This window comes from Actinomyces urogenitalis, assembly GCF_002861525.1.
Taxonomy (GTDB): domain Bacteria; phylum Actinomycetota; class Actinomycetes; order Actinomycetales; family Actinomycetaceae; genus Actinomyces; species Actinomyces urogenitalis.
On sequence record NZ_PKHA01000001.1, the window covers coordinates 343,088 to 364,226 of the forward strand.

The window sequence follows — 21,139 nt, forward strand, 5'->3', positions numbered from 1 at the left end:
ATGAAGATCCTCATCGCCGGCGCCGGCAGCGTCGGCCGTTCCATCGCCCGCGAGCTCATGAGCCACGGCCACCACGTGACCCTCATGGACCGCTCACCCGACGCTATGCGGATCGCCTCGGTCCCTGACGCCGAGTGGCAGCTGGCGGATGCCTGTGACGTCGACGCCCTGGCCGAGGCTGGCGCCGGTGACGTCGACGTCGTCGTGGCGGCCACGGGTGACGACAAGGCCAACCTCGTCATCTCCCTGCTGGCCAAGACCGAGTACGGCGTGCCGCGCACCGTGGCCCGGGTCAACAACCCGAAGAACGAGTGGCTCTTCGACGAGACCTGGGGCGTGGACGTGTCCGTGTCCACCCCACGCATCATGACCGCACTGGTCGAGGAGGCGGTGAGCGTCGGCTCCCTGGTCTCGGTCTTCACCTTCCACCAGTCCGGGGCCTTCATGCACGAGCTGACCCTGCCGGCTGACTCCCCCATGATCGGCACGCTGGTCAGCGAGGTCGAGCTGCCGCCTCACACGGTCCTGGCGGCGATCCTGCGCGAGTACCGGCCCATCACGCCCGACGCCGATGAACGCTTCGAGCGCGGGGACGAGCTGCTCTTCCTCACCGCCAAGGAGGGCGAGACGGCGCTGGCCGAAATCCCGGCGATCTTTAACCCTCAGCCGGTTGAGGAGACTGAACCTGACGAGCAGGCCGCACCAGCAGCCAGATGAACCACAGGGTCAGGGCGAACAGGGGCACCCCCGCCACCAACCGGGCGACCCCCAGCGCCCCCAGCGCGTCCTGGCCAGCCAGGTAGAGCGGCACCTCGACGCCCAGCCGCAGGGCGAACATGGCGGCCAGCACCACGGTGGCCAGCGTGTAGCGCCGGCGCGCACCGGCCTGAGACTCCTGCGTACGCCAGGCGGCCCAGGTGCTCGGTAAGCTGCCTGCCTCGCCGTCGTCACCGGCGTCCTGACTCTGCTGCGCCGCGCTCGTCCACAGTCCCATGAGTACCCCGACCAGCGGCCAGCCCGCCGCCAGTGACAGGGTGCAGGCCACGAGCCAGACGGCGTTGATGACCAGTCCGGTGGCGTAGAAGTTCTGGGCCTCGCCGCTGCGCCAAGCCCACGCGGCGCTGATGAGTGCCAGCACGGCGCCGCCCAGGACCTGGGTGAGCGGCTCACGCTGGATGAGCCTGGCCACCAGGCCGACGGCGCTGAGCGCCAGGGAGGCAGTCAGTGCCGCCACGAGGGCGCTCGGACGCAGGGCCATGACCAGGACGAAGACCAGGGTCGGAGCCACTGACTCCACGATCCCGCGCCAGCCGCCGACCGCCGAGGCAGCGTCAAAGTGCTCGTTGCTCACCTCTCGTAGTCCGCTCACTGCCCTGCTCCCAACAGCTCGTACGCCGGGTTGTACATTGTGGGGCGGGTCCGACCCGCCACCACCATCCCCTCGGCCCGCAGGTGCACGCCCGGACGGACACCGACGATCGAGCGGCGCCCGATCCAGACCAGGTCGATGGAGCCGGTGCCGTCAAAGAGCTGGCCGATAAAGACCGGCTTGTCCTGCGCCGGGCGGTAGGTCACGGCGCGCAGGACCCCGGACACGCACGCGCGCTGACGCGGCACAGCCTGGCTGATGAGCACCGTGCCTTGCTCGACGGCGCGGCGCTGCTCGTCACTGGCCTCCAGGTCCTCGCGGCTGGCGCGCAGCACGCCCAGTCGCGAGCCCAGGCGCCGCAGCAGGCTCATCGGACCTCAGCGATGGTGGGGCCCGGCTCCAGAGGCTCCAGCTGCGGGCCCTGGTCCTGCGCCCCCTTCGCGGCGGACGCGGCCTCAGGCATGTGCAGCGGCAGGATCTCGCGGGGAGGACGGGCCTCGCCGTCACGCACCACGACGACGTCGTCAAGCACCTCGCGCAGCCGGAGCGCCGCCTGCTCATCGGTGGCAGCCGGGCCCTGAAGCACGCCGCGCAGGAACCACCTTGGACCGTCCACGCCGATAAAACGCACCGGCGCCGTCACTGTGGTCCCCTCCGGCCCCTGGGTCGGCACCTGCGCCAGGACCTCAGGGCCGTGCGGGCCGTCCTCGATACGGTAAGTGGCCTGGGTACGGCCCAGCTCCTCAGTGATGTCCGCACGCAGCTCATCCCACACGCCCTCGCTGCGTGGGGCAGCGAAAGCACGTAGCTCAAGCGCCGAGCCGGCCAGCACGATCACCACGGCCCCCGGCGCCTGTCCCTCGCCCGGAGCGTCCAGCCGCAGTTGCATACCGTCAACGGCTGGCACCCGCAGGGCGCCCAGGTCGATGCGACCGCCGGCAGACTCTGGGGCGTTGGCAAGGTCCCAGGGACCGCGCGCCGTCTGCTGCTCCTGGTCCTGCTCAGCCTCGTGCGACTCCTGCTCGGGCTCGCTGGCGCCCGACTGGCTCGACGCCGGCGCAGCCTGCTTACTTCGCTTGCTGAACAGACCCATCCGTGCTCCTTAGGTCAGGGTCGGGGCGTGTCAGGCCCCTGGGATCGCTGTGTGCTTGGTGCCCTGCTCGGCCCGGTCAGCCCGCGCAGTCAGTGCACACAGGCAGGCCTGTGGCGTCATCCACGTAGGCCAGCTGGCTGCGGTGGTGCACCAGGAAACACTCCGAGCAGGTGAACTCGTCCTCCAGCTGCGGGACGACGTGCACGCTCAGCTCCTCGCGCGACAGGTCCGCACCGGGAAGCTCGAAGCCCTCGGCAACCTCGTTCTCGTCCTCCTCAATGGCCTCCGAGGAGTGGTCCTTCTGCCGAGCGGTGAGCTCCTCGATGGAATCGGCTTCGGGCTCGTCGTCGTTCTTACGCGGGGCGTCGTAGTCGGTCGCCATGGCTCGTCACTCTCTATCTCGTCGACGGCAATCGATGCGACCCTGTGCCGCGAGACCGGGACCGTGCAACAGATCCGCGGGCGCGCCGATCCACTGCCTACCGTCCTGCGGGCAGGGCACGCGCACCATAGCACCAGGCGGGCCACTCGTGAACAGGCCGGTCACGCTCCCGCAACGCGCTGCTCGTCACACACGCCCCGTTGGGCGAACGTGTGCGCTGCTGGCGCACGGCACGCCCGCCCCGCCTCCCGCTCCACAGGGGCCGCAGGTGGCAACCTGTGCGCGTAGCAGACGACGCCCGCAGGCCACGCGGTGGGCCACGCGGTATAAGGAGGCACCTGACCATGATCGAGCTTGAGCTGCTGGGAGCCAATGGCGACCAGGTCGTCATGACCGACCAGCACGGCGAGCGCTACTCCATCGTGGTCGATGACGCCCTGCGCGCGGCCGTGCGCCGTGCCCGTCCGGCTGCCCTGGCCCCTGCTCCGCAGCCGCCTGCTCCCGGCTCCGCCGTGCGCCCACGCGACCTGCAGGCACTGATGCGTGCCGGAGCCTCGGCCCAGGAGGTCGCCCAGGCCACCGGGCTGGACATTGACCACATCCGTCGCTTCGAGGGACCGGTCCTGGCCGAGCGGGCCTGGGCCGTGGAGCAGGCGCGCTCGTGCCGCATCGGGTGGGAGAAGGACTCCCCCGTCCTGGGAGAGCTCGTCATCGACCGGCTGGCCACCCGCGGGGTCGAGCCGGCGAGCCTCGGTTGGGACGCTCTGCGCCAGGGACGCGAGCCGTGGCAGGTGGTCCTCACCTTCGTCCAGGGCGCTGAGGAGAAGCAGGCACGCTGGGAGCTGGACCTGACCGCACGCTCGGTCACGGCGCTCGACGACGAGGCCCGGTGGCTGACTGAGGCCGCCGGCCTGGCTCAGGCCCAGGTCTTCGACCAGGACTCCGGCGCCCGCTCCGCCTCGGCGCGCGCCAGCCAGGCTGTTGCCTCTGAGGCTGCCCCGGGCCCGGGCGCTGGCGCCGTGGAGGACACCTCCACCGACGCGCTGCTGGCTGACCTGGCCTCCAACCGCGGACGCCGCCTGGAGGTGACGATCCCCGACCTCGACGACGAGGCAGAGCTGCCCGCTCCGCCCACCTCCCCTCGTGGCCAGGCACAGGTGGTCTCCATGTCCGAACGTCGCCGGGCCCACACCGGCAACCATCCGGCTGGCTCCCGGCTCGGCCAGGCCCCTCGGCTCGATACCCTCACGGCCGCCGTGCCCGCGCAGGAGGAGGCCGACGCCGTCGGCACGCAGGCCGCGCAGCCGCCTAGCGAGCCCGGCCAGCCCGCCGAGCCCGGCAGTGAGGAGGCCGCGGCTGACTCGGCCGGCACGCAGCAGGCGCTACCGGATATGCCTGCCGCCTCGCCCAAGGCCCGACGTCGCTCGCGCCGCTCCGTTCCCTCCTGGGACGAGATCGTCTTCGGCGCCAAACCGGAGTAAGCCCCGGTCTGAGTAGCCCGTGCCTGCGCTGGCTCAGCCCGCCCGGGTCAGAAGCAGGGGAACGCTCATCTCCGCCTGGGTGAAGGACCCGTGCACCCCAGGCATGGCGATTGCCTGCTCGCTGTGGACACGTGGGTCCACCACCACCCAGGCCCCGTCCATCGCCACCAGGACGTCGCCCAGCACGGAGCGGGCCCGTGGACCCACCGGCCCCAGGGCTTGCTCCGCCTCGTCCCAGGTCCCCACCCACAGGGCCCGCTCCCCCAGCACCCGGCGCCAGCGCTCGGCCACCTCCTGGGCGATCTCGGCGTCAGCGCCGGGAACGTAGAGCTGGCTGAAGCGAGGCTCACCGGCCAGGCCGATGACGTCCTTGGCGAGCTCAGGCTCCTGCGTGACGTCGATGCGCAGGTCCTGACTCGTGTCCACCATGCCGTGGTCAGCCGTGAGGATGATGCGGGTGCCCCGCGGCACGCGCCGGGCCAGCTCAGCCATCGCCGCGTCCAGACGCTCCAGCTGTGCCAGCCACTGCGCTGAGCGCCAACCGTGGCCGTGCCCGGCGTGGTCGAGCTCGCCGACGTAGAGGTAGACCAGCCGCACGCCGCGGCGCAGGGCTCCTGCTGCCAGGGCCGGCCGGCTCTCCATGAGGTCGGCTCCCAGGTGAGGAGTACCGCGCAAGCCCGCCTCCGTCAGCCCCGAGCCGGCAAAGCGTGCCGGGCCGATGGTCACGGCCAGCGGCGCGCTCTGCCCCTTGGTTGAGCGCGTCACACCCTCGGCCAGCTCCAGACGCTGGAAGAGCGTCGGCACGTCCTGCCAGGCCCGCGGCTCAGGTGCGCGGCCCTCCCAGGTGATGAGGCAAAGGTTGTCCTCGTGGCTGGGCGCGCCCGTCCGGCGTGCTCGGTCAATGAGGGGACTGAGGACGCTGTAGCCCACCATCCCCGTCACCCCGGGCGTCGCACCCGTTCCGAGCGTGGTCAGCGCGGCCGCCGTCGTCGAGGGACGGCAGGTCACCGCAGCCGGTCCGCACGCGCTGGCCTGCGCCTCAGCCAGCCAGGAGCGAAGCGTCGGGGCGTGTCCCTTGCGCTCACACAGCAGCTCCAGCCCGAGCCCGTCAACAAGGACGATGACGACGCCTCCTCCCGATCCTGGGCCGCGATCCGACTCCTCGGCGATTCCCCAGGCCTGCGCGGCCTGGCGGGCCTCGCCGTCGGTCAGCACGCCCTCGCGCCCGGTGGGTGCCAGCGCCAGACCGGCACTGACCGCCCCGGCACCCAGGACCTGCCTGAGCTCAGGAAGCGCCTGCTCCTGGACGCCAAGCGGCCACGCCGAGGGAGCGTCGACGGCGTTCATGCGGCCTGGGCCACGCGGGCCGTCGCGGCTGACAGGGCCTGAGCGAAGACCTGGGCGCGGTGGACGGCGTCGTCCCCCTCGACTCCTGCGGCCACGCGCACCACGATGTCGTCAGGCATCGAGACTCCCGACAACCCGTGGTCCGCCTCGCAGGCCGGGTCCGGGCAGGCCACCGGCTCCAGCTCCATACGGCGTACTGCGCCCCAGGAGATCGCGATCGTGACCTCCGTGAGGTTGCCACCGTGCGCCGCCGGACGCGAGACCCCGTGCGTGAGCGCCACCGAGCTGATGCGTGAGACCGGGACGGCCTCACTGGTGGCGATGGCCACCGGCTCGCCGTCCTCCCCGACTGCGTCGTCGACGTGAACGATGATAAAGCGCGTGCGAGTCAGCGCCAGCACGGTGAGGTGACGGTGCACCGCCTCAGCGAAGGTTGTCTCTGGCTGGACGAGGAAGGCACCAGCCTCCTCCCCCGCCAGCGCCGTGGTGAGCACCCCGAGCACGACCTCCGGGTAGAAGCCTGCCCGGGCTACCTCCTGAGCCAGCGCGTGCGTGGAGTCACCACTGGTCTCACGCCCGCTGTGCGTCTGCTGCGTCGTCATGGAAACGATCATGCCATCTTCGCTCCCCCTGCCATCGGCGCCACCCACAGGGGTGGTGCCGTGCCCCGCTGTCCACAGGCTGCGCCGTCGTCCCTCTCACGCACGGGTGTCGCTGCCCCGAGGTGGCCGGTGAGCCCTGACAATGTGCCCATGTCGAAGTCCGCCACCATGACGCCCCCACCCATCGACGGCGAGATCGTCGAGCAGGACCTGTCCACCGAGATGCGTACCAGCTTCCTGGAGTACGCCTACTCGGTGATCTACGCCCGGGCGCTGCCTGACGCCCGTGACGGGCTGAAGCCCGTCCAGCGCCGCATCCTGTTCCAGATGGACCGCATGGGGCTGCGCCCAGACCGTCCGCACGTGAAGTCCTCTCGCGTGGTCGGTGACGTGATGGGGCGCCTGCACCCTCACGGTGACGTGGCCATCTACGAGGCGCTGGTCCGCCTGGCCCAGCCCTTCACGATGCGCCTGCCGCTGATCGACGGGCACGGCAACTTCGGCTCGCTGGACGACGGCCCGGCCGCGCCGCGTTACACCGAGGCCCGGCTGGCCTCTCCCGCGCTGGCGCTGACGGCGGACATCGACGAGGACACCGTCGACTTCTCCCCCAACTACGACTACACCCTCACCGAGCCCGACGTCCTGCCCGCCGCCTTCCCGAACCTCCTGGTCAACGGCACCTCGGGCATCGCGGTCGGCATGGCCACCAACATGCCTCCCCACAACCTCGTCGAGGTCGTCAGCGCCGCCCGTCACCTCATTACCCACCCCGAGGCGAGCCTGGAGGACCTCATGGCCTTCGTCCCCGGGCCGGACCTGCCCACCGGCGGCATGATCGTGGGGCTGGACGGAATCCGCGAGGCATACCGGACCGGACGAGGCAAGTTCCTCACCCGCGCCACCGCCCGGATCGAGAACATCACGCCGCGCAAGAAGGGCATCGTCGTCACCGAGCTGCCCTACCTCGTGGGCCCGGAGAAGGTGATCGCCCGGATCAAGGACGCCGTGAGCGCCAAGAAGCTCCAGGGCATCACGGACGTGGCGGACCTGACCGACCGCAAGAACGGCACGCGCCTGGTCATCGGGGTCAAGAACGGCTACAACCCCGAGGCGGTGCTCGCCCAGCTCTACAAGCACACCCCCTTGGAGGACTCCTTCGGGATCAACAACGTGTGCCTGGTCGACGGCCAGCCGCGCACCCTGGGACTGCGCGAGCTGCTCGACGTCTTCGTGCGTCACCGCATGACGGTGGTGGAGCGGCGCACCCGCTTCCGGCTAGGCAAGCGGCGCGAGCGTCAGCACCTGGTTGAGGGACTGCTCATCGCGATCCTGGACATCGACGAGGTCATCCAGGTGGTGCGCTCCTCCGACGACGCAGCCACCGCCCGCACCCGCCTCATGCAGGTCTTTGACCTGTCCGAGGCCCAGGCCTCCTACATCCTGGAGCTGCAGCTGCGGCGCCTGACCAAGTTCTCCGTCATCGAGCTGGAGAAGGAGCGCGACGAACTGGCCCGCGAGATCGAGCAGCTGGAGGCCATCCTGGCCGACGAGACGCTGCTGCGCGGCGTCGTCTCACGCGAGCTGGCAGCCGTGGCCGAGGAGTTCGGTACACCGCGCCGCACGGTCCTGCTGGAGGCCGCAGGTTCGGGGGCCGGCGCCCTGGCCGGTGGCGCGGGAGCTCCCGGTGGGGCCGGCGCCGGGGCCGGGCAGGCGATGAAGGAGGCCGTGGCGGCGAGCCTGGCGGCCACCGCCTCCCAGGTCCCGCTCACGGTTCCGGACGACCCCTGCCGTGTGCTGCTCAGCGCCACCGGGCTGGTGGCCCGGGTGGCTGGCGCCGAGGCAGTCCCACGTACCGGGGAGCGGCAGCGTCACGACGCGCTGACCAGCCAGGTGCCGACGACGGCGCGCAGCCGAGTCGGCGTCGTCACCGACACGGGGCGGCTGGTGGTCATGGAGGTGCTCTCCACTCCCGAGGTGCCTCGTCTGGAGGGGGCGCCGTCACTGGCTGGGGGCCAGCCCGTGGGCCTGCTCGTGGACCTGGAGCCCGGTGAGACAGTGGTCGGGCTCGTTCCTGTGGGCGAGGCCCAGCGCGAGCCCGTTGTGCTGGCGACGGCCGGCGGCGTCATCAAGCGGGTCAAGCCGGGCGATGAGCCCGCACGTGGCGAGAGCTGGGAGGTCATCTCCCTGGCCGACGGCGACCGTGTGGTCTTCGCCGGTATCGCAGCGGACACGGATGTGCTCACCTTGGTCACCGATGACGCCCAGCTCCTCCGCTTTGAGGCCTCAAAGGTCCGCCCTCAGGGACGCGGGGCCGCGGGCATGGCGGGGATCAGCCTGCACGAGGGTGCCCGGGTCATCGCCGGGGCATCGGTTCCGGCCGAGCTGCTCGCCGAGGCCGTCGTCGTCACGATCGCCGACGCCGAGGGGGCCCTGCCGGGGATGGACTCGGGCTCTGTCAAGGTCACTCCGCTGGACCGTTACCCGGCTAAGGGACGGGCTACCGGCGGTGTGCGTGCCCAGCGCTTCCTTCGCGGCGAGGACCAGCTGGTGGTTGCCTGGGTGGGTGTTGGCCCTGCGCGCGCGGTCGGCAGCGGCGGCCAGGGGGTGGCCCTGCCGGAGGTTGACGAGCGCCGAGACGCCTCGGGAACGGCGTTGTCCGCACCTGTGGCGGCTGTGGGGTAGCGCCGGCGGGCAAGACGGCGGGCGGGCAAGACGACGGAACACGGATTCACCTCTCGACCGCACTCAAACATGATCAAGCACTAGCGTCCATGACCTGAGTGCGCTAGACTGTACACATGTTCGAACCAGCGCGTGCATCTAGCCGCCAGTCTCACCCTGCTGAGGCTGGCCGAAGCAGCACGCCCCTGCTCGTCAGCTGCCATGGGTCAGAACGCCAGGATGAGGTCCTGGACGCATTGGCTCAGGTGCCGCACTGGCTGGGCTCATTGAACGGATCGTCTCCTGCGCCACCTGGCCGGACCATGCCGCCCGGGCAGGCGGTCCTGAGGCTCTCGACCTAACCACAGAGCCCGCCACCGGCGTCGACCCGGGTGAGACGGACCTTTTCCGCTCGGTCAGTCTTAGCCCTGGCCAGGCGATGGCCGCGGCTGAGGCGCTGGCGCACCTGAGCCTGGATGCACTCAGCGAGCTGATCGCTGCCTGCGGCCGGCTCGCCTCGTGGGCCTCCTTCACCCAGGCGCTCCTGATCGCAATGAGGGTCTGCTGGGCGAGCTAGTTCCAGGTCTGCCTCTTCCCGGCGAGCCCGATCCGGGCCGGCTCCTGCCCGATGGCGTGCCGCTTGAACCTCTCCTCGCGAGCCTGAGTCAGCTCGACGAGCCCCTGGTGGACGCCCGCTGGTCACCCACCCGTCATCTTTCCCCCAGGTCTCAAGGTCCACATCAACGTCATGGCCCCCATCGACCAGCTTGCAGCCGCCGCCTTGGCAGCAAGCCCTTGCCCTGCTGCTAGCCCACCGGGTGACGCCACGCTGGCCTCCGGCTCGCCCGGCTGGCCCAGCACGCCCAGCATCGGCAATATCGAGGCCAGTACCGTCATGCCCAGCGCCGCCACCCCCAACGCCACCACACCCAACACGGTCATGCCCAGCGCCGCCACACCTGATGCCGCTGCCTCTAGTGCGACCCTGACCGCCGGGGGACGCAGCACGCCCGTTCCTGCCGTGATCGCCGTTGCCTTGGCCGCTGGCGGTACCTGGCGACGCCTACTCACTGACCCGGTCACCGGCGTCGTCCTGGACGTCGGACGCACCCGTTACCGTCCTCCGGCCGCGCTCGCCGACGCCGTACGAGCCCGGGATCTCACCTGCACCCACCCTGGTTGTCAGGTTCCCGCAGCACGCTGCGACATCGACCATATCCAGCCCTGGAGCGAGGGCGGGACCACCAGCCTGGATAACCTCACGGCACTGTGCGAGGCCCATCACCGCCTCAAGCACACTCCGGCTTGGTCCCTCACCCGCACGCAGGAGGGCTCCCTGGAGTGGCACACTCCCAGCCGCACCAGGTACCGCCGTACCCCGAACGGCACCATCACCGTCCTTCCACGCCGTGTCGGTCCTCGGCACCATCACCAGCCGGCCATGATCCTCCCCACCGGCGTCTCGCAGGCGCTGACCGACGCCGTCATCAACGAGCTCGAACGAGGGCTGCTTCAGGCCGCGCCGCACTCACCCACCAGGCCGCCCCGGCTAGAGAGTCGCGGTCCACGTCCTGGCGAGCCCATCGGGGCCTGGAGCACCAGGCCTCTGCCACCTGTCCTCCATCAGCTCGGCTCGCAGCGCTACTGGATGAGGTGATTCCCTTCTGATCAGGTGATTGTCTCCTGCCAGACGCCCGATCAGGCCTCCCAGCTCAACGCCCAGCCAGACCGCTATCTAGACATCCAGACCGTAGAGAATCGAGCCACGCGTCGGGACGAACCCCAGCTCGCGATACAGGTCAACAGCCCCGGTCGGGTCATCAGAGTCGACCCCGGCGGCCGCGTACTCCATCCCGTCGCGTTGGTAGGCGCGCATGGCCGCCGTCAAGAGCGCAGGGGCGACCCCGCGGCTGCGATAGTCCGCCAGGGCTCCCAGCATGTCGGTGTAGCCCTCACGCCAGCCCAGCGCCTCCCAGTCCTGCTCGTAGCGTCCCGAACGCAGGTACCCGGCCACCCTGGCCCGGTCGCCAGAACGATCCACCGCGATGAAGCTCCACTCCGGGGCGAAGTAGGCACGCCCGGCACGCCATTCCTCCAGGCTCACCGAAGCGGCGCCAAAGCCCTCGGCATATGCCTGGTTATGGGCGCGGTGGGCGGCCTCGTCCAGCTCCTCGCTCCACGGCTCGATCGACAGGAACCCATCAAGATCCACCTCGGGGATCTCCACGTCCAGACGACGGCGCACCTCGCGGTACCACCGCCGCGCCGTGAAGCCCAGCTCGCGCATGTGCCCCTTCATGCGCTCATCGTCCTCCAGCACCGTGGTCACGACGTGGGCCGGCGCCGTCGCCGTCGTGCTCCCCGGATCCGCCCCGGCACGCTCAGCACCAATGAGGTGACGCGCCCGCTCCGCCTGCCAGTGAAGCAAGGCTCCGCCGATACCTCGACGGCGCCACTGCGGGTCGACGACCCCCGTCATCGAGGCGTAGATCTCGTGCGCAGGCCGAATACGAACCAGACCGAAGGCCCGCATGACGCCGTCGTCGTCACGCCCGGCGACCCCGGAGTAGGTGGGATCGAGAAAGTACTCGCTCGTCTCCTGCGCTGTCGTGCGGTAGGGAGGATCGTCCTGAGCCTCCGCCCGCGCGATCAGCTCGGCCAGCTCACCGTTATCCCCCAGCCCCAGAGGCAACCAGGTCAGCACCGAAGGCAGGGACGAACGGGGACCGGGGCGGAGCATGGACCAGGGGCCGAGCCCTGTGCGTCGCGACGTACCGTAAACGGGAACCATCTCGCCTCCTTCGCAGATCACGGGCCTGGGGAAACCTGCCGCCGAGGGCCGTCTTGACCCTGGGTTCAGCATGATGCCGCCGTGCACGAGGTCTCGACCAGGCCCTGGCCTGGGCACAGACCTCTCGCACGCGTAGAAGCAGGTTACCCGAGTCGTGTGTCGGTCCTGCTACGGCCCGGCCTGCCCAGACCGGCCCCGCCTCCCGATACCCGCGGGCCCGGCACCCGCAGTGCCGGCCCACCGCCTCAGGCGTCGATGCGCTCGCGGTCGATGTCCTGAGCACCTTCAACGATGAAGTCTCGACGCGGCTCCACCGAGGAGCCCATGAGCAACTCGAAGACGTTCTCGGCCTCCAGCAACTCAGCCTCGTCACCCAGGGTGATCCTCCTGAGCGTGCGATGCTCGGGCTCCATCGTCGTCTCAGCCAGCTGGTGAGCGTCCATCTCCCCCAGGCCCTTGTAACGCTGAGGCTCCTTGAAACTGCGTCCCTGCTTCTCCAGCTTGCGCAACGTCCGGACGAGCTCGTCGTCGGAGTAGGTGTAGATCACTTCCTTCTTGCGCCGTCCCTGCGCCGAGACCTCGATGCGGTGCAGCGGAGGAACCGCCGCATAGACCCGCCCAGCCTCGATCATCGGTCGCATGTAACGGAAGAAGAGCGTGAGCAGCAGGGTGCGGATGTGGGCGCCGTCGACGTCCGCGTCCGTCATGAGAATGACCTTGCCGTAGCGCGCGGAGTCGAGGTCAAACGTGCGCCCCGACCCGGCTCCGACCACCTGGATGATGGCAGAGCACTCGGCGTTGCGCAGCATATCCGCCTGGGAAGCCTTCTGGACATTGAGGATCTTGCCGCGGATCGGCAGTAGAGCCTGGAACTCGGAGTTCCGGGCGTTCTTGGCCGTGCCCAGCGCCGAGTCGCCCTCGACGATGAACAGCTCTGAGGCGGCGACGTCGTCACTTCGGCAGTCCGCCAGCTTGGCCGGCAGGGTCGAGGTCTCCAGCGCCGTCTTACGGCGGGTGATCTCCTTGTGCATCCGCGCGCTGATGCGCGCACGCATCTCGCCGACGACCTTCTCCTGCAGCGCCCGGGACTGGGTCTTGAGGTCACGTTTGGAGGAGGTCAGCAGCGCGGTGAGCTCCTTCTCCACCACCTTGGCCACGATCTGACGGACCGGGGCGGTACCGAGCACCTCCTTGGTCTGTCCCTCGAACTGGGGCTCGGGCACGCGCACCGTCACCACGGCGGTCATGCCGGCCAGGATGTCGTCCTTCTCGATCTTGCCGTCGCGGGCGGTGACCTTGAGCGCGCGGGCGTTGGAGTCAATCTGCTTGCGCAGCACCTTGGTGACCGCCTGCTCGAAGCCGGTCAGGTGCGTACCGCCCATCGGGGTGGCAATGATGTTGACGAAGGAGCGCTCGATGGTGTCGTAGCCGATGCCCCAGCGCAGGGCGACGTCGACGCTGCAGGTGCGCTCGACCTCAACCGGCCGTAAGTGCCCGCTCTTCTTGTCCAGCTGCTGGACCGTCTCGGTGTAGGTCCCCTCCCCCGTCAGGCGGAAGGTGTCCGTCACCGAGGCGTCGGTCGCCAGGAAGTCGACGAAGTCCCGGGTCCCGCCCTTGGCCAGGAAGACCTCACTGCCCTCAGGCGCCTGGGTCTGCGAGGCGAACAGGTCGCTGGCTTCTTCCGTCGCGTTCTTCGCGCTGGCGCGCAAGGCGGGGTCGTCACCCGCGGCCCCCGAGCCCGACGGCGCAGCCTTCTCCGCCCGGGCGGCCTCCTCCGCGCTGCGCTCGTCAGTCAGAGTCAGGCTCAACCCAGGAACCAGGAAGCTGGTCTGGCGCAGCCGAGCCCGCAGCGCCGCGGCGTCGTACTCGCTCGGCCGAGGAAAGATTTGCGGGTCAGCCCAGTAGCGCACGCGCGTGCCGCTCACGCCCCGCTTGACCTTGCCGATCACCCGTAGCTCCGAGGCCTCGGTGTACTCGGTGAAAGGGGTATCCGGCCTGGGGTGAGCGGGATCGGGGTCGTCAAAGACGCCGGGGACCCCGCGGTGGAAGCTCATCGCGTAGGTCTTGCCGCCACGGTCCACGGCCACATCCATCCGCTCGGACAGAGCGTTGACCACCGAGGCGCCTACTCCGTGCAGGCCTCCGGCCGCGCCGTAGGAGCCACCGCCGAATTTTCCGCCCGCGTGCAGCTTGGTGTAGACCAGCTCGACGCCGGTCAGCCCGGATCCAGGCTCGACGTCAACAGGCACGCCACGTCCGTTGTCGCGGACCTCAATGGAGCCGTCCTCATGGACCGTCACCGCGATCGAGTCGCCGTAGCCCTCCAATGCCTCGTCGACGGAGTTGTCGATGATCTCCCACACGCAGTGCATGAGGCCCCGCTGGTCAGTGGAGCCGATATACATGCCGGGACGCTTGCGGACCGCCTCGAGCCCCTCCAGGACAGAGAGGTGACGGGCGGAGTAGGAGCTAGAGGAGTCGGCCACGTCCGAAACCTAGCCGATTGGCCCCCGCCCGTCTCACAGCCCGGCCTGCGGTGTTCGCCTCAGGCGCACCGCGTGCGCCAGGGGCGGAAAGCGGTGCCTCGTGGGGCAGAGCAGAAGGCGAGTGTGGTGTTGTAAGGACATGAGCCAGACAAGCACCCCAAGCCTGACGCAGGCACCTCAGGCCCCGGAGGTCCAGGATGCCTCCGCGACCGAGACGACGAGCCGGCGTCCCCTGACCACTGCAGACCGCTGTGACGTCTGCGGGGCCCAGGCCTTCATCCGCGTCGTGCTGGCCAGCGGCGAGCTGCTCTTCTGCGGTCACCACGGCCACGCTCACATGAGCGCGCTGGAGAAGCAGGCCCTGTTCATCCAGGACGAAACAAGCCAGCTGGCTGCCGACCTCTGAGTCGCAATCCGCTGCACGGGGATCACGACGCCGGCCAGACCAGCACGGTCCTGATCAGCACGGTCCCTCGGTCCCCAGTCATGATGACGACGGCGGGGCCGTCACCCGATCGGGTGACGGCCCCGCCGTCGTCTCACTGGCCGAGCCACTGGCCCAGCCAGTCCCGGTAGTCCTCAGTCCAGGTAATCGCGCAGCACCTGGCTGCGCGAGGGGTGACGCAGCTTCGACATGGTCTTGGACTCGATCTGGCGGATACGCTCACGCGTGACGCCGTAGACCTTGCCGATCTCGTCCAGGGTCTTGGGCTGGCCGTCAGTCAGCCCGAAACGCATGGACACCACGCCGGCCTCACGCTCGGACAGGGTGTCGAGAACCGCGTGCAGCTGCTCCTGCAGGAGCGTGAAGCTCACCGCGTCAGCCGGCACCACGGCCTCCGAGTCCTCGATGAGGTCACCGAACTCGCTGTCTCCGTCCTCGCCGAGCGGGGTGTGCAGCGAGATCGGCTCACGACCGTACTTCTGGACCTCGATCACCTTCTCCGGCGTCATGTCCAGCTCAACGGCCAGCTCCTCCGGGGTGGGCTCGCGGCCCAGGTCCTGGAGCATCTGACGCTGGACGCGAGCCAGCTTGTTGATGACCTCGACCATGTGGACCGGGATACGAATCGTGCGAGCCTGGTCCGCCATCGCGCGAGTGATGGCCTGGCGGATCCACCAGGTGGCGTAGGTGGAGAACTTGAAGCCCTTGGTGTAGTCGAACTTCTCCACCGCGCGGATCAGGCCCAGGTTGCCTTCCTGGATGAGGTCGAGGAAGAGCATGCCGCGACCGGTGTAGCGCTTGGCCAGAGAGACCACGAGGCGGAGGTTGGCCTCCAGCAGGTGGTTCTTGGCGCGCTGGCCGTCGTTAGAGATCCAGTGGAGCTCACGGCGGTACTTTGCGTCCAGCTCATTGCCCTCGGTACCCAGCAGGTACTCGGCATACATCCCGGCCTCGATGCGCTTGGCCAGCTCCACCTCCTCAGCAGCGTTGAGCAGGGCGACCTTACCGATCTGCTTGAGGTAGTCCTTGACCGGGTCAGCCGTCGCACCGGCGGTGACAACCTTCTGCGCGGGCTCGTCGCCCTCGTCGGAGTCCGAGACGGTGTAGGAACCATCCTTCTCCTTGGAGGAGGACTTGCGCTTGCCTGACTTCTTGGCCGCCGCCTTCTCGGCCTCCTCACGGCGCATGCGCTCCAGCTCACCGGTCAGCGCAGCGATCGAGGGGCTCATCTTGATGCCCTTGATGACCCAGCCTCGGAAGATGTAGCCGTTGTGGGTCAGGAAGTCACGGGCGACAACCGGCTCCTCCTCGTCAGGCACGACGAAGCGAGGCACCGGGCCGTGGCCGTAGGGTGCCAGGGTGATCGGGTTGTCCAAGGTACCGTCGCCGCTGATCTCCAGGCCCTCGACCGTCGTGCGCGAACGCACGTACAGCGTCGCACCGGGGGCCAGGCGCACACTCTTGAGACAGGCCGGGTTGTTGAAGGGGTGACGCTTGGAACCGTCACCGTCCTCCTCCAGCGTCACGTCCAGGTAGTAGTCGCGCAGCTCCGGGGCCGGCTCCGACTCAGACTCGTCCTCGTCGTCGGCCTCCGTCTCGGAGTCCTCCTCAAGGTCCTCGTCCTCATCGTCCTCGTCTGGGTCCTCAGCCTCGTCGTCGAACTCCTCGTCCTCGTCGAGGTCGAAGTCCTCGTGGTCCTCGGCGGTGTCGAGGTCGTCATCACCAAGGTCGCGGTGACGCGTAGCTGTGGAAGTAGCCACGGATTTCCTTTCACGTGGGCGGACGTCTCAGGCGGGAGCCGATGCTCGTGAGCTGCCTGCTCCCTACCGACGCTGCAGGCAACCGCTCAAGTGTAGCGTTTATTCCCATGAGCGATCTGTCTGACACGGCCCGCCTGGTCCGCGCGGGCGTCGACGCCCGCCTCGCCCAGGTCCTTCAAGAGCGCCGGGCACGTTATGAGGACCTGGGCGAGGCAGCCACCGAGCTGCTCGATGCTGCCGAGGTCCTCCTCAAGGGAGGCAAGCGAATGCGCGCCCTCCTGGCCGGGCTCGGGATCGCCCTGGACAGCCACGGCCCGGCGCGCACCGCCCTGCTGTCTAGTCCTTTGGTCGCTTCCGCCGGGGCGGCGCTGGAGCTTTACCAGGCCAGCGCCCTGGTGCACGACGACGTCATCGACGCCGCCCTGACCCGTCGCGGTGAACCGGCCGCCCACCGCCGTCTGGCGCAGGTGCACCGTGACCACGGCTGGCTCACCGAGCCACTGACCTTTGGTACCTCCGGCGCCATCCTGCTCGGGGACCTGCTGCTGTCGGCCTGTGGGGAGGAGATGGGCCACGCGGTAACTGAGGTGGGTGTGAGCCCTGCTGCCGCCACGGCTGCACGCCAGGCCTTTGACCGCATGACCAGCGAGGTCGCCGTCGGCCAGTACCTGGACCTGCGCAGCGAGGTCGTGCCGCTGCCGGGGCCCGAGGAGAACCCCGTCGAGGCTGGCCAGACCATGCACCGCAATGCCCTGGGGGTCGTGCGCCGCAAGTCAGCCAGGTACTCCGTCATGTACCCCCTGCTCATCGGGGCCCTGCTAGCGGGAGTCGACCCTGACTGTGCCCTGGCCGCCCGACTGGCGCAGTTCGGCGAGGAGGTCGGGATCGCCTTCCAGCTGCGCGATGACCTCCTCGGAGTCCTCGGCGACCCGCAGGTCACCGGCAAGCCGGTGGGCGATGACCTGCGCGAGGGCAAGCGCACCGTCCTGCTCGCACTGACCTGGCAGCGTGCTGGCCAAGAGGGCCGTGAGCTGCTGCGCTCCGTCCTGGCCAACCGCGAGGCCTCCAGCCAGGACATTGCCCAGGCCTGCTCTCTCATGCGCCAGTGCGGAGCAGTCCAGGCGCATGAGGAGGAGATCACGGCGCACCTGGAGGCTGCCCACGCCGCTCTGGACCGCGTCCCCGACGCCGAGCTGCCTGAGCCCAGCCGCGAGGCCCTCATTCAGGTAGCCCAGGCCCTGGGCACGCGCCAGGCCTGAGGGACCACGCCAGGCCCTGGGCACGCGCCAGGCCTCGGGACCCGCGCCGCGATCGCCTTCCACTGCCGCGTCCCACGCTCCGCGTCGCTTCAAGCCGATCGCGCCCAGTCATCGTAGACTCGCGGCGTGGTCACAGATCCCTTCATCGGTCGCTTGGTCGACTCTCGCTACGAGATCGTCGACCGTGTTGCGCGTGGAGGGATGGCCACCGTCTACCTCGCCCGTGACCGGCGTCTGGACCGGCGCGTCGCGCTGAAGGTGATGCACGCCCACCTGGCCGACTCCCCTGACTTCGTGGCTCGTTTCCGCCGCGAGGCACGGGCTGCCGCACGCCTGTCCAACCCCGGCGTCGTCGCCGTCTACGACCAGGGCACCGTCGACGGCCTGGCCTACCTGGTCATGGAGCTGGTCGAGGGATCGAACCTGCGCGTCCTGCTCGCCTCGGGCCCCGTCAGCGTCAAGGAGGCCCTGGAGCTGACGGCCCAGGTCCTGCATCCCTTAGGGGCCGCCCACCGCGCTGGCCTCATCCACCGCGATGTCAAGCCCGAGAACGTACTGCTTCCCGCCGACGGATCGGTGGCCAAGGTCGCCGACTTCGGTCTGGCCCGCGCCATCACCGAGGCGACCCAGACCACCACCGGCAACATCCTGGGCACGGTGGCCTACCTGGCTCCCGAGCTCATCACCAAGGGAGTGGCCACACCGCGCGCTGACGTCTTCTCCGTCGGCGTCATCCTCTATGAGCTGCTCACCGGGGTGCAGCCCTTCACTGCCGACTCCCCCATCCAGGTGGCCTACCGCACGGTCCACGAGGACGTGCCGGCCCCCTCGCTCCTCGTTCCTGGCCTGGCACCAGGCGTCGACGAGCTCGCCGCCGCGATGACCCGGCGGGAGAGCTCCTCACGCCTGGCCGACGCCGACGCCGCTCTAGCAGCAGTGCGAGAGGTCCTGGACTCCCTGTCCGAGGAGGAGTTAGCGGTGCGCCGCGGCGAGGACGGCACCGACCACAGCGACGCAGGAACCCGCACCGTCTCCCTGCCCATCGGTTCCATCGGCGGCGACGCCACCCGTGCGCTCGCGCGTGAGGCTGCCGTGACCCAGTCCCAGGAGACCGCCCCGGTCGCCGGTGCCCGCCGCACGCGCCGCCGCGCCGTGCTGGGGGCTGGCGTCCTCGTCCTGCTGGCCGGTGGCGTCACAGGTGCCTGGTACTTCGGTATCGGTCCGGGCCGGCGAGTCACCGTCCCTGACATCGCCGGGCTCAGCGAGGAGCAGGCCCGTGACACCCTCGTGGGCGCCGAGCTGGAGTGGGGCTCACCCGGCCGCGACTACTCCGACACCGTCCCGGCCGGAAGCGTCATCTCCGCCACCCCCGCCCCCGGCAGCTCCGTGCGCGTCGGGACGGCGATCACTGCCGTCATCTCGCGTGGGGTGGAGCAGAAGAAGGTTCCTGACGTCGTCGGCAAGCCCCAGGCGGAGGCCGAGAAGGCCGTCGAGGAGGCCGGGCTCAGCGTCGGAGCCGTCACGGAGGACTTCTCCGACGACGTCGCCGCCGGCGCCATCATCTCCTCCAGCCCGGCCTCGGGCGAGATGGTCAACCACTCCTCGGCCGTGGCCATGGTCGTGTCCAAGGGACGTCGCCCCGCCACGGTGCCGGACGTGACTGGCAAGAGCCTTGAGGAGGCGACCGCCGCCATCCAGGAGGCGGGCCTGACGCTGTCGGGTTCCACGGAGGCTTTCTCTGACGACGTCGCAGCGGGTCTGATCATCTCCTCCGACCCTGCCGCTGAGGCCGAGGGGTACTTCTACGGGGACTCCGTCAGCGTCGTCGTCTCCAAGGGACCTGAGATGGTCACGGTTCCTGAGGTCGTGTCCAAGAGCGAGGCTGATGCCAAGGCTGCTCTTGAGGCCGCGGGCCTCGTGGTCAGCGTCAACCGGATCCTGGGCGGGTTCTTCGGTACCGCACGCTCCACCGACCCGGCCGCGGGCACGAGCGTGCGCAAGGGATCCACGGTCACGCTCTACGTGGTCTGACCGCAGTGGTCTGACCCGACCACGTGGTCACCCGGCCTACTGCCGCAGCATCTCCGCGACCTCGAAGGCCATCTCCAGAGACTGCTGGTGGTTCAGGCGCGGGTCGACGAGGGTCTCGTAGCGCTCAGCCAGGCGACACTCGTCAATGTGCTCCCCGCCGCCCAGGACCTCGGTGACGTCGTCACCGGTGAGCTCGACGTGGATACCACCCGGTACCGTCCCCAGCTCACGGTGGACCTCGAAGAAGCCTCGCAGCTCGTCCATGATCGTGTCGAAACGACGGGTCTTGTACCCGTTGTCCGAGGTGATCGTGTTGCCGTGCATCGGGTCGGTCACCCAGGTCACCGGCCGCCCGTCCTCGCGCACCGCCTCGACCAGCGCCGGTAGGACCTCGCGGATGCGAGCCGCGCCCATCCGCGTGATGAAGGTCAGGCGCCCAGGATCACCCTGCGGGTTGAGGTGGTCGATGAGGTCAATGAGGTCCTGCGGCGTGGTGGTCGGGCCGACCTTGACACCGACGGGGTTGTGCACGCCCTCCAGGAGCGCCACGTGGGCGTCACGCGGCCCGCGGGTCCGCTCACCGACCCACAGCAGGTGCGCCGAGGTGTCGTACAGGCGGCCCGAGCGCGAGTCCTCGCGGATCATGGCGTCCTCGTACTCCAGCAGCAGCGCCTCGTGCGCGGCGTAGAAGTCGACCTGGCGCAGGGCGTCAAAGTCCACGCCCGCAGCCTCCATGAAGCGCATGGCGCGGTCGATCTCCTCGGCGAAGGACTCAAAGCGCTTGTAGGCCGGGTTGTCCGTGAAGCCTCGGTTCCAGGAGTGGACCTCGCGCAGGTCGGCGTAGCCACCCATCGTGAAGGCACGGATGAGGTTCAGGGTGGTGCCGGCACGCAGGTAGGCCTCGACCATGCGCTGGGGGTCCGGGACGCGGGCGGCGGACGTGAAGGCGTGGTCGTTGACGCAGTCGCCGCGGTAGGAGGGCAGGGTCACCCCGTCGCGAGTCTCCGTGTCCGCGCTGCGCGGCTTGGCGTACTGGCCCGCCATCCGGCCGATCTTGATAACGGGGGTCGAGGCACCGTAGGTCAGCACCGCCGCCATCTGGAGGATGGTCTGCAGCTTGAGACGGATGTTGTTAGCGGTGTTGTCATGGAAGGACTCGGCGCAGTCACCGCCCATGAGCACGAAGGCGTGACCGCGGCTGGCAGCGGCCATCTTCTCGCGCAGTGAGTCCACCTCACCGGCGAAGACGAGCGGCGGCCGGCTACGCAGGTCAGCAGCAGCGGCAGCCAGCGCCTCGGCGTCCGGATAGGGCGGCTGCTGGGCGGCGGGGTGCTCTCGCCAGCTGGCAGCGGTCCGGGGTACGTCGAGCTCATTCATCACGAGCGGCATCATACGTGCCCCACAGGCCAGGCCCCCGCCTCCCGCCATC

The 21,139-nt window shown here is 69.5% G+C and carries 17 protein-coding genes; 7 read left to right on the plus strand and 10 right to left on the minus strand.

From position 1 onward, the window contains the following. Window positions 1–717 carry a potassium channel family protein gene (locus CYJ26_RS01460; RefSeq protein ID WP_024036448.1) on the plus strand — a complete coding sequence of 239 codons (717 nt, stop codon included), beginning with the start codon at window positions 1–3 and terminating at the stop codon, window positions 715–717. Here the strand turns inward: CYJ26_RS01460 and CYJ26_RS01465 are convergent. The 4 genes from CYJ26_RS01465 to CYJ26_RS01480 all read right to left on the minus strand — a co-directional run bounded on the left by CYJ26_RS01465 (window position 656) and on the right by CYJ26_RS01480 (window position 2,844). Beyond that, the gene (locus tag CYJ26_RS01465) at window positions 656–1,369 is read right to left on the minus strand and encodes a DUF3159 domain-containing protein (protein ID WP_024036447.1); all 714 of its coding nucleotides are present in this window, start codon (window positions 1,367–1,369) and stop codon (window positions 656–658) included. The two genes, CYJ26_RS01460 and CYJ26_RS01465, sit on opposite strands and share 62 nt — an antisense overlap. Beyond that, window positions 1,366–1,740 carry an OB-fold nucleic acid binding domain-containing protein gene (locus CYJ26_RS01470; RefSeq protein ID WP_024036446.1) on the minus strand — a complete coding sequence of 125 codons (375 nt, stop codon included), beginning with the start codon at window positions 1,738–1,740 and terminating at the stop codon, window positions 1,366–1,368. Before CYJ26_RS01470 ends, CYJ26_RS01465 begins: the two co-directional genes overlap by 4 nt. Then, the gene (locus CYJ26_RS01475) at window positions 1,737–2,462 is read right to left on the minus strand and encodes a DUF3710 domain-containing protein (RefSeq protein WP_006549618.1); all 726 of its coding nucleotides are present in this window, start codon (window positions 2,460–2,462) and stop codon (window positions 1,737–1,739) included. The genes CYJ26_RS01470 and CYJ26_RS01475 overlap by 4 nt, the downstream gene beginning before the upstream one ends. Before the next feature lie 76 nt (window positions 2,463–2,538). Beyond that, window positions 2,539–2,844, minus strand: coding sequence for a DUF4193 domain-containing protein (locus CYJ26_RS01480; RefSeq protein WP_006549617.1), 306 nt, complete (start codon window positions 2,842–2,844; stop codon window positions 2,539–2,541). A gap of 344 nt (window positions 2,845–3,188) precedes the next feature. On the opposite strand from CYJ26_RS01480, the gene sepH reads away from it, so the two are divergent. Next, complete coding sequence (sepH, locus tag CYJ26_RS01485; protein WP_024036445.1) at window positions 3,189–4,325, plus strand: septation protein SepH; 1,137 nt, start codon at window positions 3,189–3,191, stop codon at window positions 4,323–4,325. A 33-nt stretch (window positions 4,326–4,358) separates the two neighbouring features. Here the strand turns inward: sepH and CYJ26_RS01490 are convergent, their stop codons facing one another. Beyond that, window positions 4,359–5,672 (minus strand): alkaline phosphatase family protein, encoded by a 1,314-nt coding sequence (locus tag CYJ26_RS01490; RefSeq protein WP_006549615.1) that lies wholly within the window; start codon window positions 5,670–5,672, stop codon window positions 4,359–4,361. Next, window positions 5,669–6,274, minus strand: coding sequence for a DUF5998 family protein (locus tag CYJ26_RS01495; RefSeq protein WP_048680125.1), 606 nt, complete (start codon window positions 6,272–6,274; stop codon window positions 5,669–5,671). The genes CYJ26_RS01490 and CYJ26_RS01495 overlap by 4 nt, the downstream gene beginning before the upstream one ends. A 150-nt stretch (window positions 6,275–6,424) precedes the next feature. Here CYJ26_RS01495 and CYJ26_RS01500 point away from each other — a divergent pair, with 150 nt between their 5' ends. Further along, window positions 6,425–8,959 carry a DNA gyrase/topoisomerase IV subunit A gene (locus CYJ26_RS01500; RefSeq protein ID WP_101637808.1) on the plus strand — a complete coding sequence of 845 codons (2,535 nt, stop codon included), beginning with the start codon at window positions 6,425–6,427 and terminating at the stop codon, window positions 8,957–8,959. Between the two features lie 727 nt (window positions 8,960–9,686). Beyond that, window positions 9,687–10,595, plus strand: a complete 909-nt coding sequence (locus CYJ26_RS01505) for an HNH endonuclease signature motif containing protein (protein ID WP_006549609.1) — start codon at window positions 9,687–9,689, stop codon at window positions 10,593–10,595. A gap of 78 nt (window positions 10,596–10,673) precedes the next feature. Here the strand turns inward: CYJ26_RS01505 and CYJ26_RS01510 are convergent, their stop codons facing one another. Together CYJ26_RS01510 and CYJ26_RS01515 are read right to left on the minus strand one after the other, a co-directional pair. Beyond that, a complete protein-coding gene (locus CYJ26_RS01510; RefSeq protein ID WP_024036231.1) occupies window positions 10,674–11,729 on the minus strand; it encodes a GNAT family N-acetyltransferase in 1,056 nt (351 codons plus the stop codon). A 245-nt stretch (window positions 11,730–11,974) separates the two neighbouring features. Further along, window positions 11,975–14,215 (minus strand): DNA gyrase/topoisomerase IV subunit B, encoded by a 2,241-nt coding sequence (locus tag CYJ26_RS01515; RefSeq protein ID WP_006549607.1) that lies wholly within the window; start codon window positions 14,213–14,215, stop codon window positions 11,975–11,977. 139 nt (window positions 14,216–14,354) lie between these two features. On the opposite strand from CYJ26_RS01515, the gene CYJ26_RS01520 reads away from it, so the two are divergent. Next, window positions 14,355–14,621, plus strand: coding sequence for a DUF7455 domain-containing protein (locus CYJ26_RS01520; RefSeq protein ID WP_024036230.1), 267 nt, complete (start codon window positions 14,355–14,357; stop codon window positions 14,619–14,621). A 173-nt stretch (window positions 14,622–14,794) separates the two neighbouring features. Here CYJ26_RS01520 and CYJ26_RS10925 read toward each other — a convergent pair whose 3' ends face one another. Next, window positions 14,795–16,420 (minus strand): RNA polymerase sigma factor, encoded by a 1,626-nt coding sequence (locus CYJ26_RS10925; protein ID WP_006549605.1) that lies wholly within the window; start codon window positions 16,418–16,420, stop codon window positions 14,795–14,797. A gap of 107 nt (window positions 16,421–16,527) precedes the next feature. On the opposite strand from CYJ26_RS10925, the gene CYJ26_RS01530 reads away from it, so the two are divergent. Next, window positions 16,528–17,679, plus strand: coding sequence for a polyprenyl synthetase family protein (locus CYJ26_RS01530; protein WP_040319866.1), 1,152 nt, complete (start codon window positions 16,528–16,530; stop codon window positions 17,677–17,679). Window positions 17,680–17,805: 126 nt separating this feature from the next. Continuing rightward, complete coding sequence (gene pknB / locus CYJ26_RS01535) at window positions 17,806–19,710, plus strand: Stk1 family PASTA domain-containing Ser/Thr kinase (RefSeq protein ID WP_006549603.1); 1,905 nt, start codon at window positions 17,806–17,808, stop codon at window positions 19,708–19,710. Window positions 19,711–19,746: 36 nt separating this feature from the next. Here pknB and CYJ26_RS01540 read toward each other — a convergent pair whose 3' ends face one another. After that, on the minus strand, window positions 19,747–21,102 hold the full coding sequence (locus CYJ26_RS01540; RefSeq protein ID WP_006549602.1) for a class II 3-deoxy-7-phosphoheptulonate synthase: 1,356 nt from the start codon (window positions 21,100–21,102) through the stop codon (window positions 19,747–19,749). Window positions 21,103–21,139 lie beyond the last annotated feature (37 nt).

Bases quoted from the DNA above. Each gene is read 5' to 3' on its own strand.
- CYJ26_RS01520 (WP_024036230.1), top strand. From the start codon at position 14,355: ATGAGCCAGACAAGCACCCCAAGCCTGACGCAGGCACCTCAGGCCCCG.
- CYJ26_RS01540 (WP_006549602.1), bottom strand. From the start codon at position 21,102: ATGATGCCGCTCGTGATGAATGAGCTCGACGTACCCCGGACCGCTGCC.
- CYJ26_RS01460 (WP_024036448.1), top strand. From the start codon at position 1: ATGAAGATCCTCATCGCCGGCGCCGGCAGCGTCGGCCGTTCCATCGCC.
- CYJ26_RS01490 (WP_006549615.1), bottom strand. From the start codon at position 5,672: ATGAACGCCGTCGACGCTCCCTCGGCGTGGCCGCTTGGCGTCCAGGAG.
- CYJ26_RS01475 (WP_006549618.1), bottom strand. From the start codon at position 2,462: ATGGGTCTGTTCAGCAAGCGAAGTAAGCAGGCTGCGCCGGCGTCGAGC.
- CYJ26_RS01505 (WP_006549609.1), top strand. From the start codon at position 9,687: ATGGCCCCCATCGACCAGCTTGCAGCCGCCGCCTTGGCAGCAAGCCCT.
- CYJ26_RS01510 (WP_024036231.1), bottom strand. From the start codon at position 11,729: ATGGTTCCCGTTTACGGTACGTCGCGACGCACAGGGCTCGGCCCCTGG.
- CYJ26_RS01480 (WP_006549617.1), bottom strand. From the start codon at position 2,844: ATGGCGACCGACTACGACGCCCCGCGTAAGAACGACGACGAGCCCGAA.
- CYJ26_RS01495 (WP_048680125.1), bottom strand. From the start codon at position 6,274: ATGACGACGCAGCAGACGCACAGCGGGCGTGAGACCAGTGGTGACTCC.
- CYJ26_RS01530 (WP_040319866.1), top strand. From the start codon at position 16,528: ATGAGCGATCTGTCTGACACGGCCCGCCTGGTCCGCGCGGGCGTCGAC.
- CYJ26_RS01500 (WP_101637808.1), top strand. From the start codon at position 6,425: ATGTCGAAGTCCGCCACCATGACGCCCCCACCCATCGACGGCGAGATC.
- sepH (WP_024036445.1), top strand. From the start codon at position 3,189: ATGATCGAGCTTGAGCTGCTGGGAGCCAATGGCGACCAGGTCGTCATG.
- CYJ26_RS01470 (WP_024036446.1), bottom strand. From the start codon at position 1,740: ATGAGCCTGCTGCGGCGCCTGGGCTCGCGACTGGGCGTGCTGCGCGCC.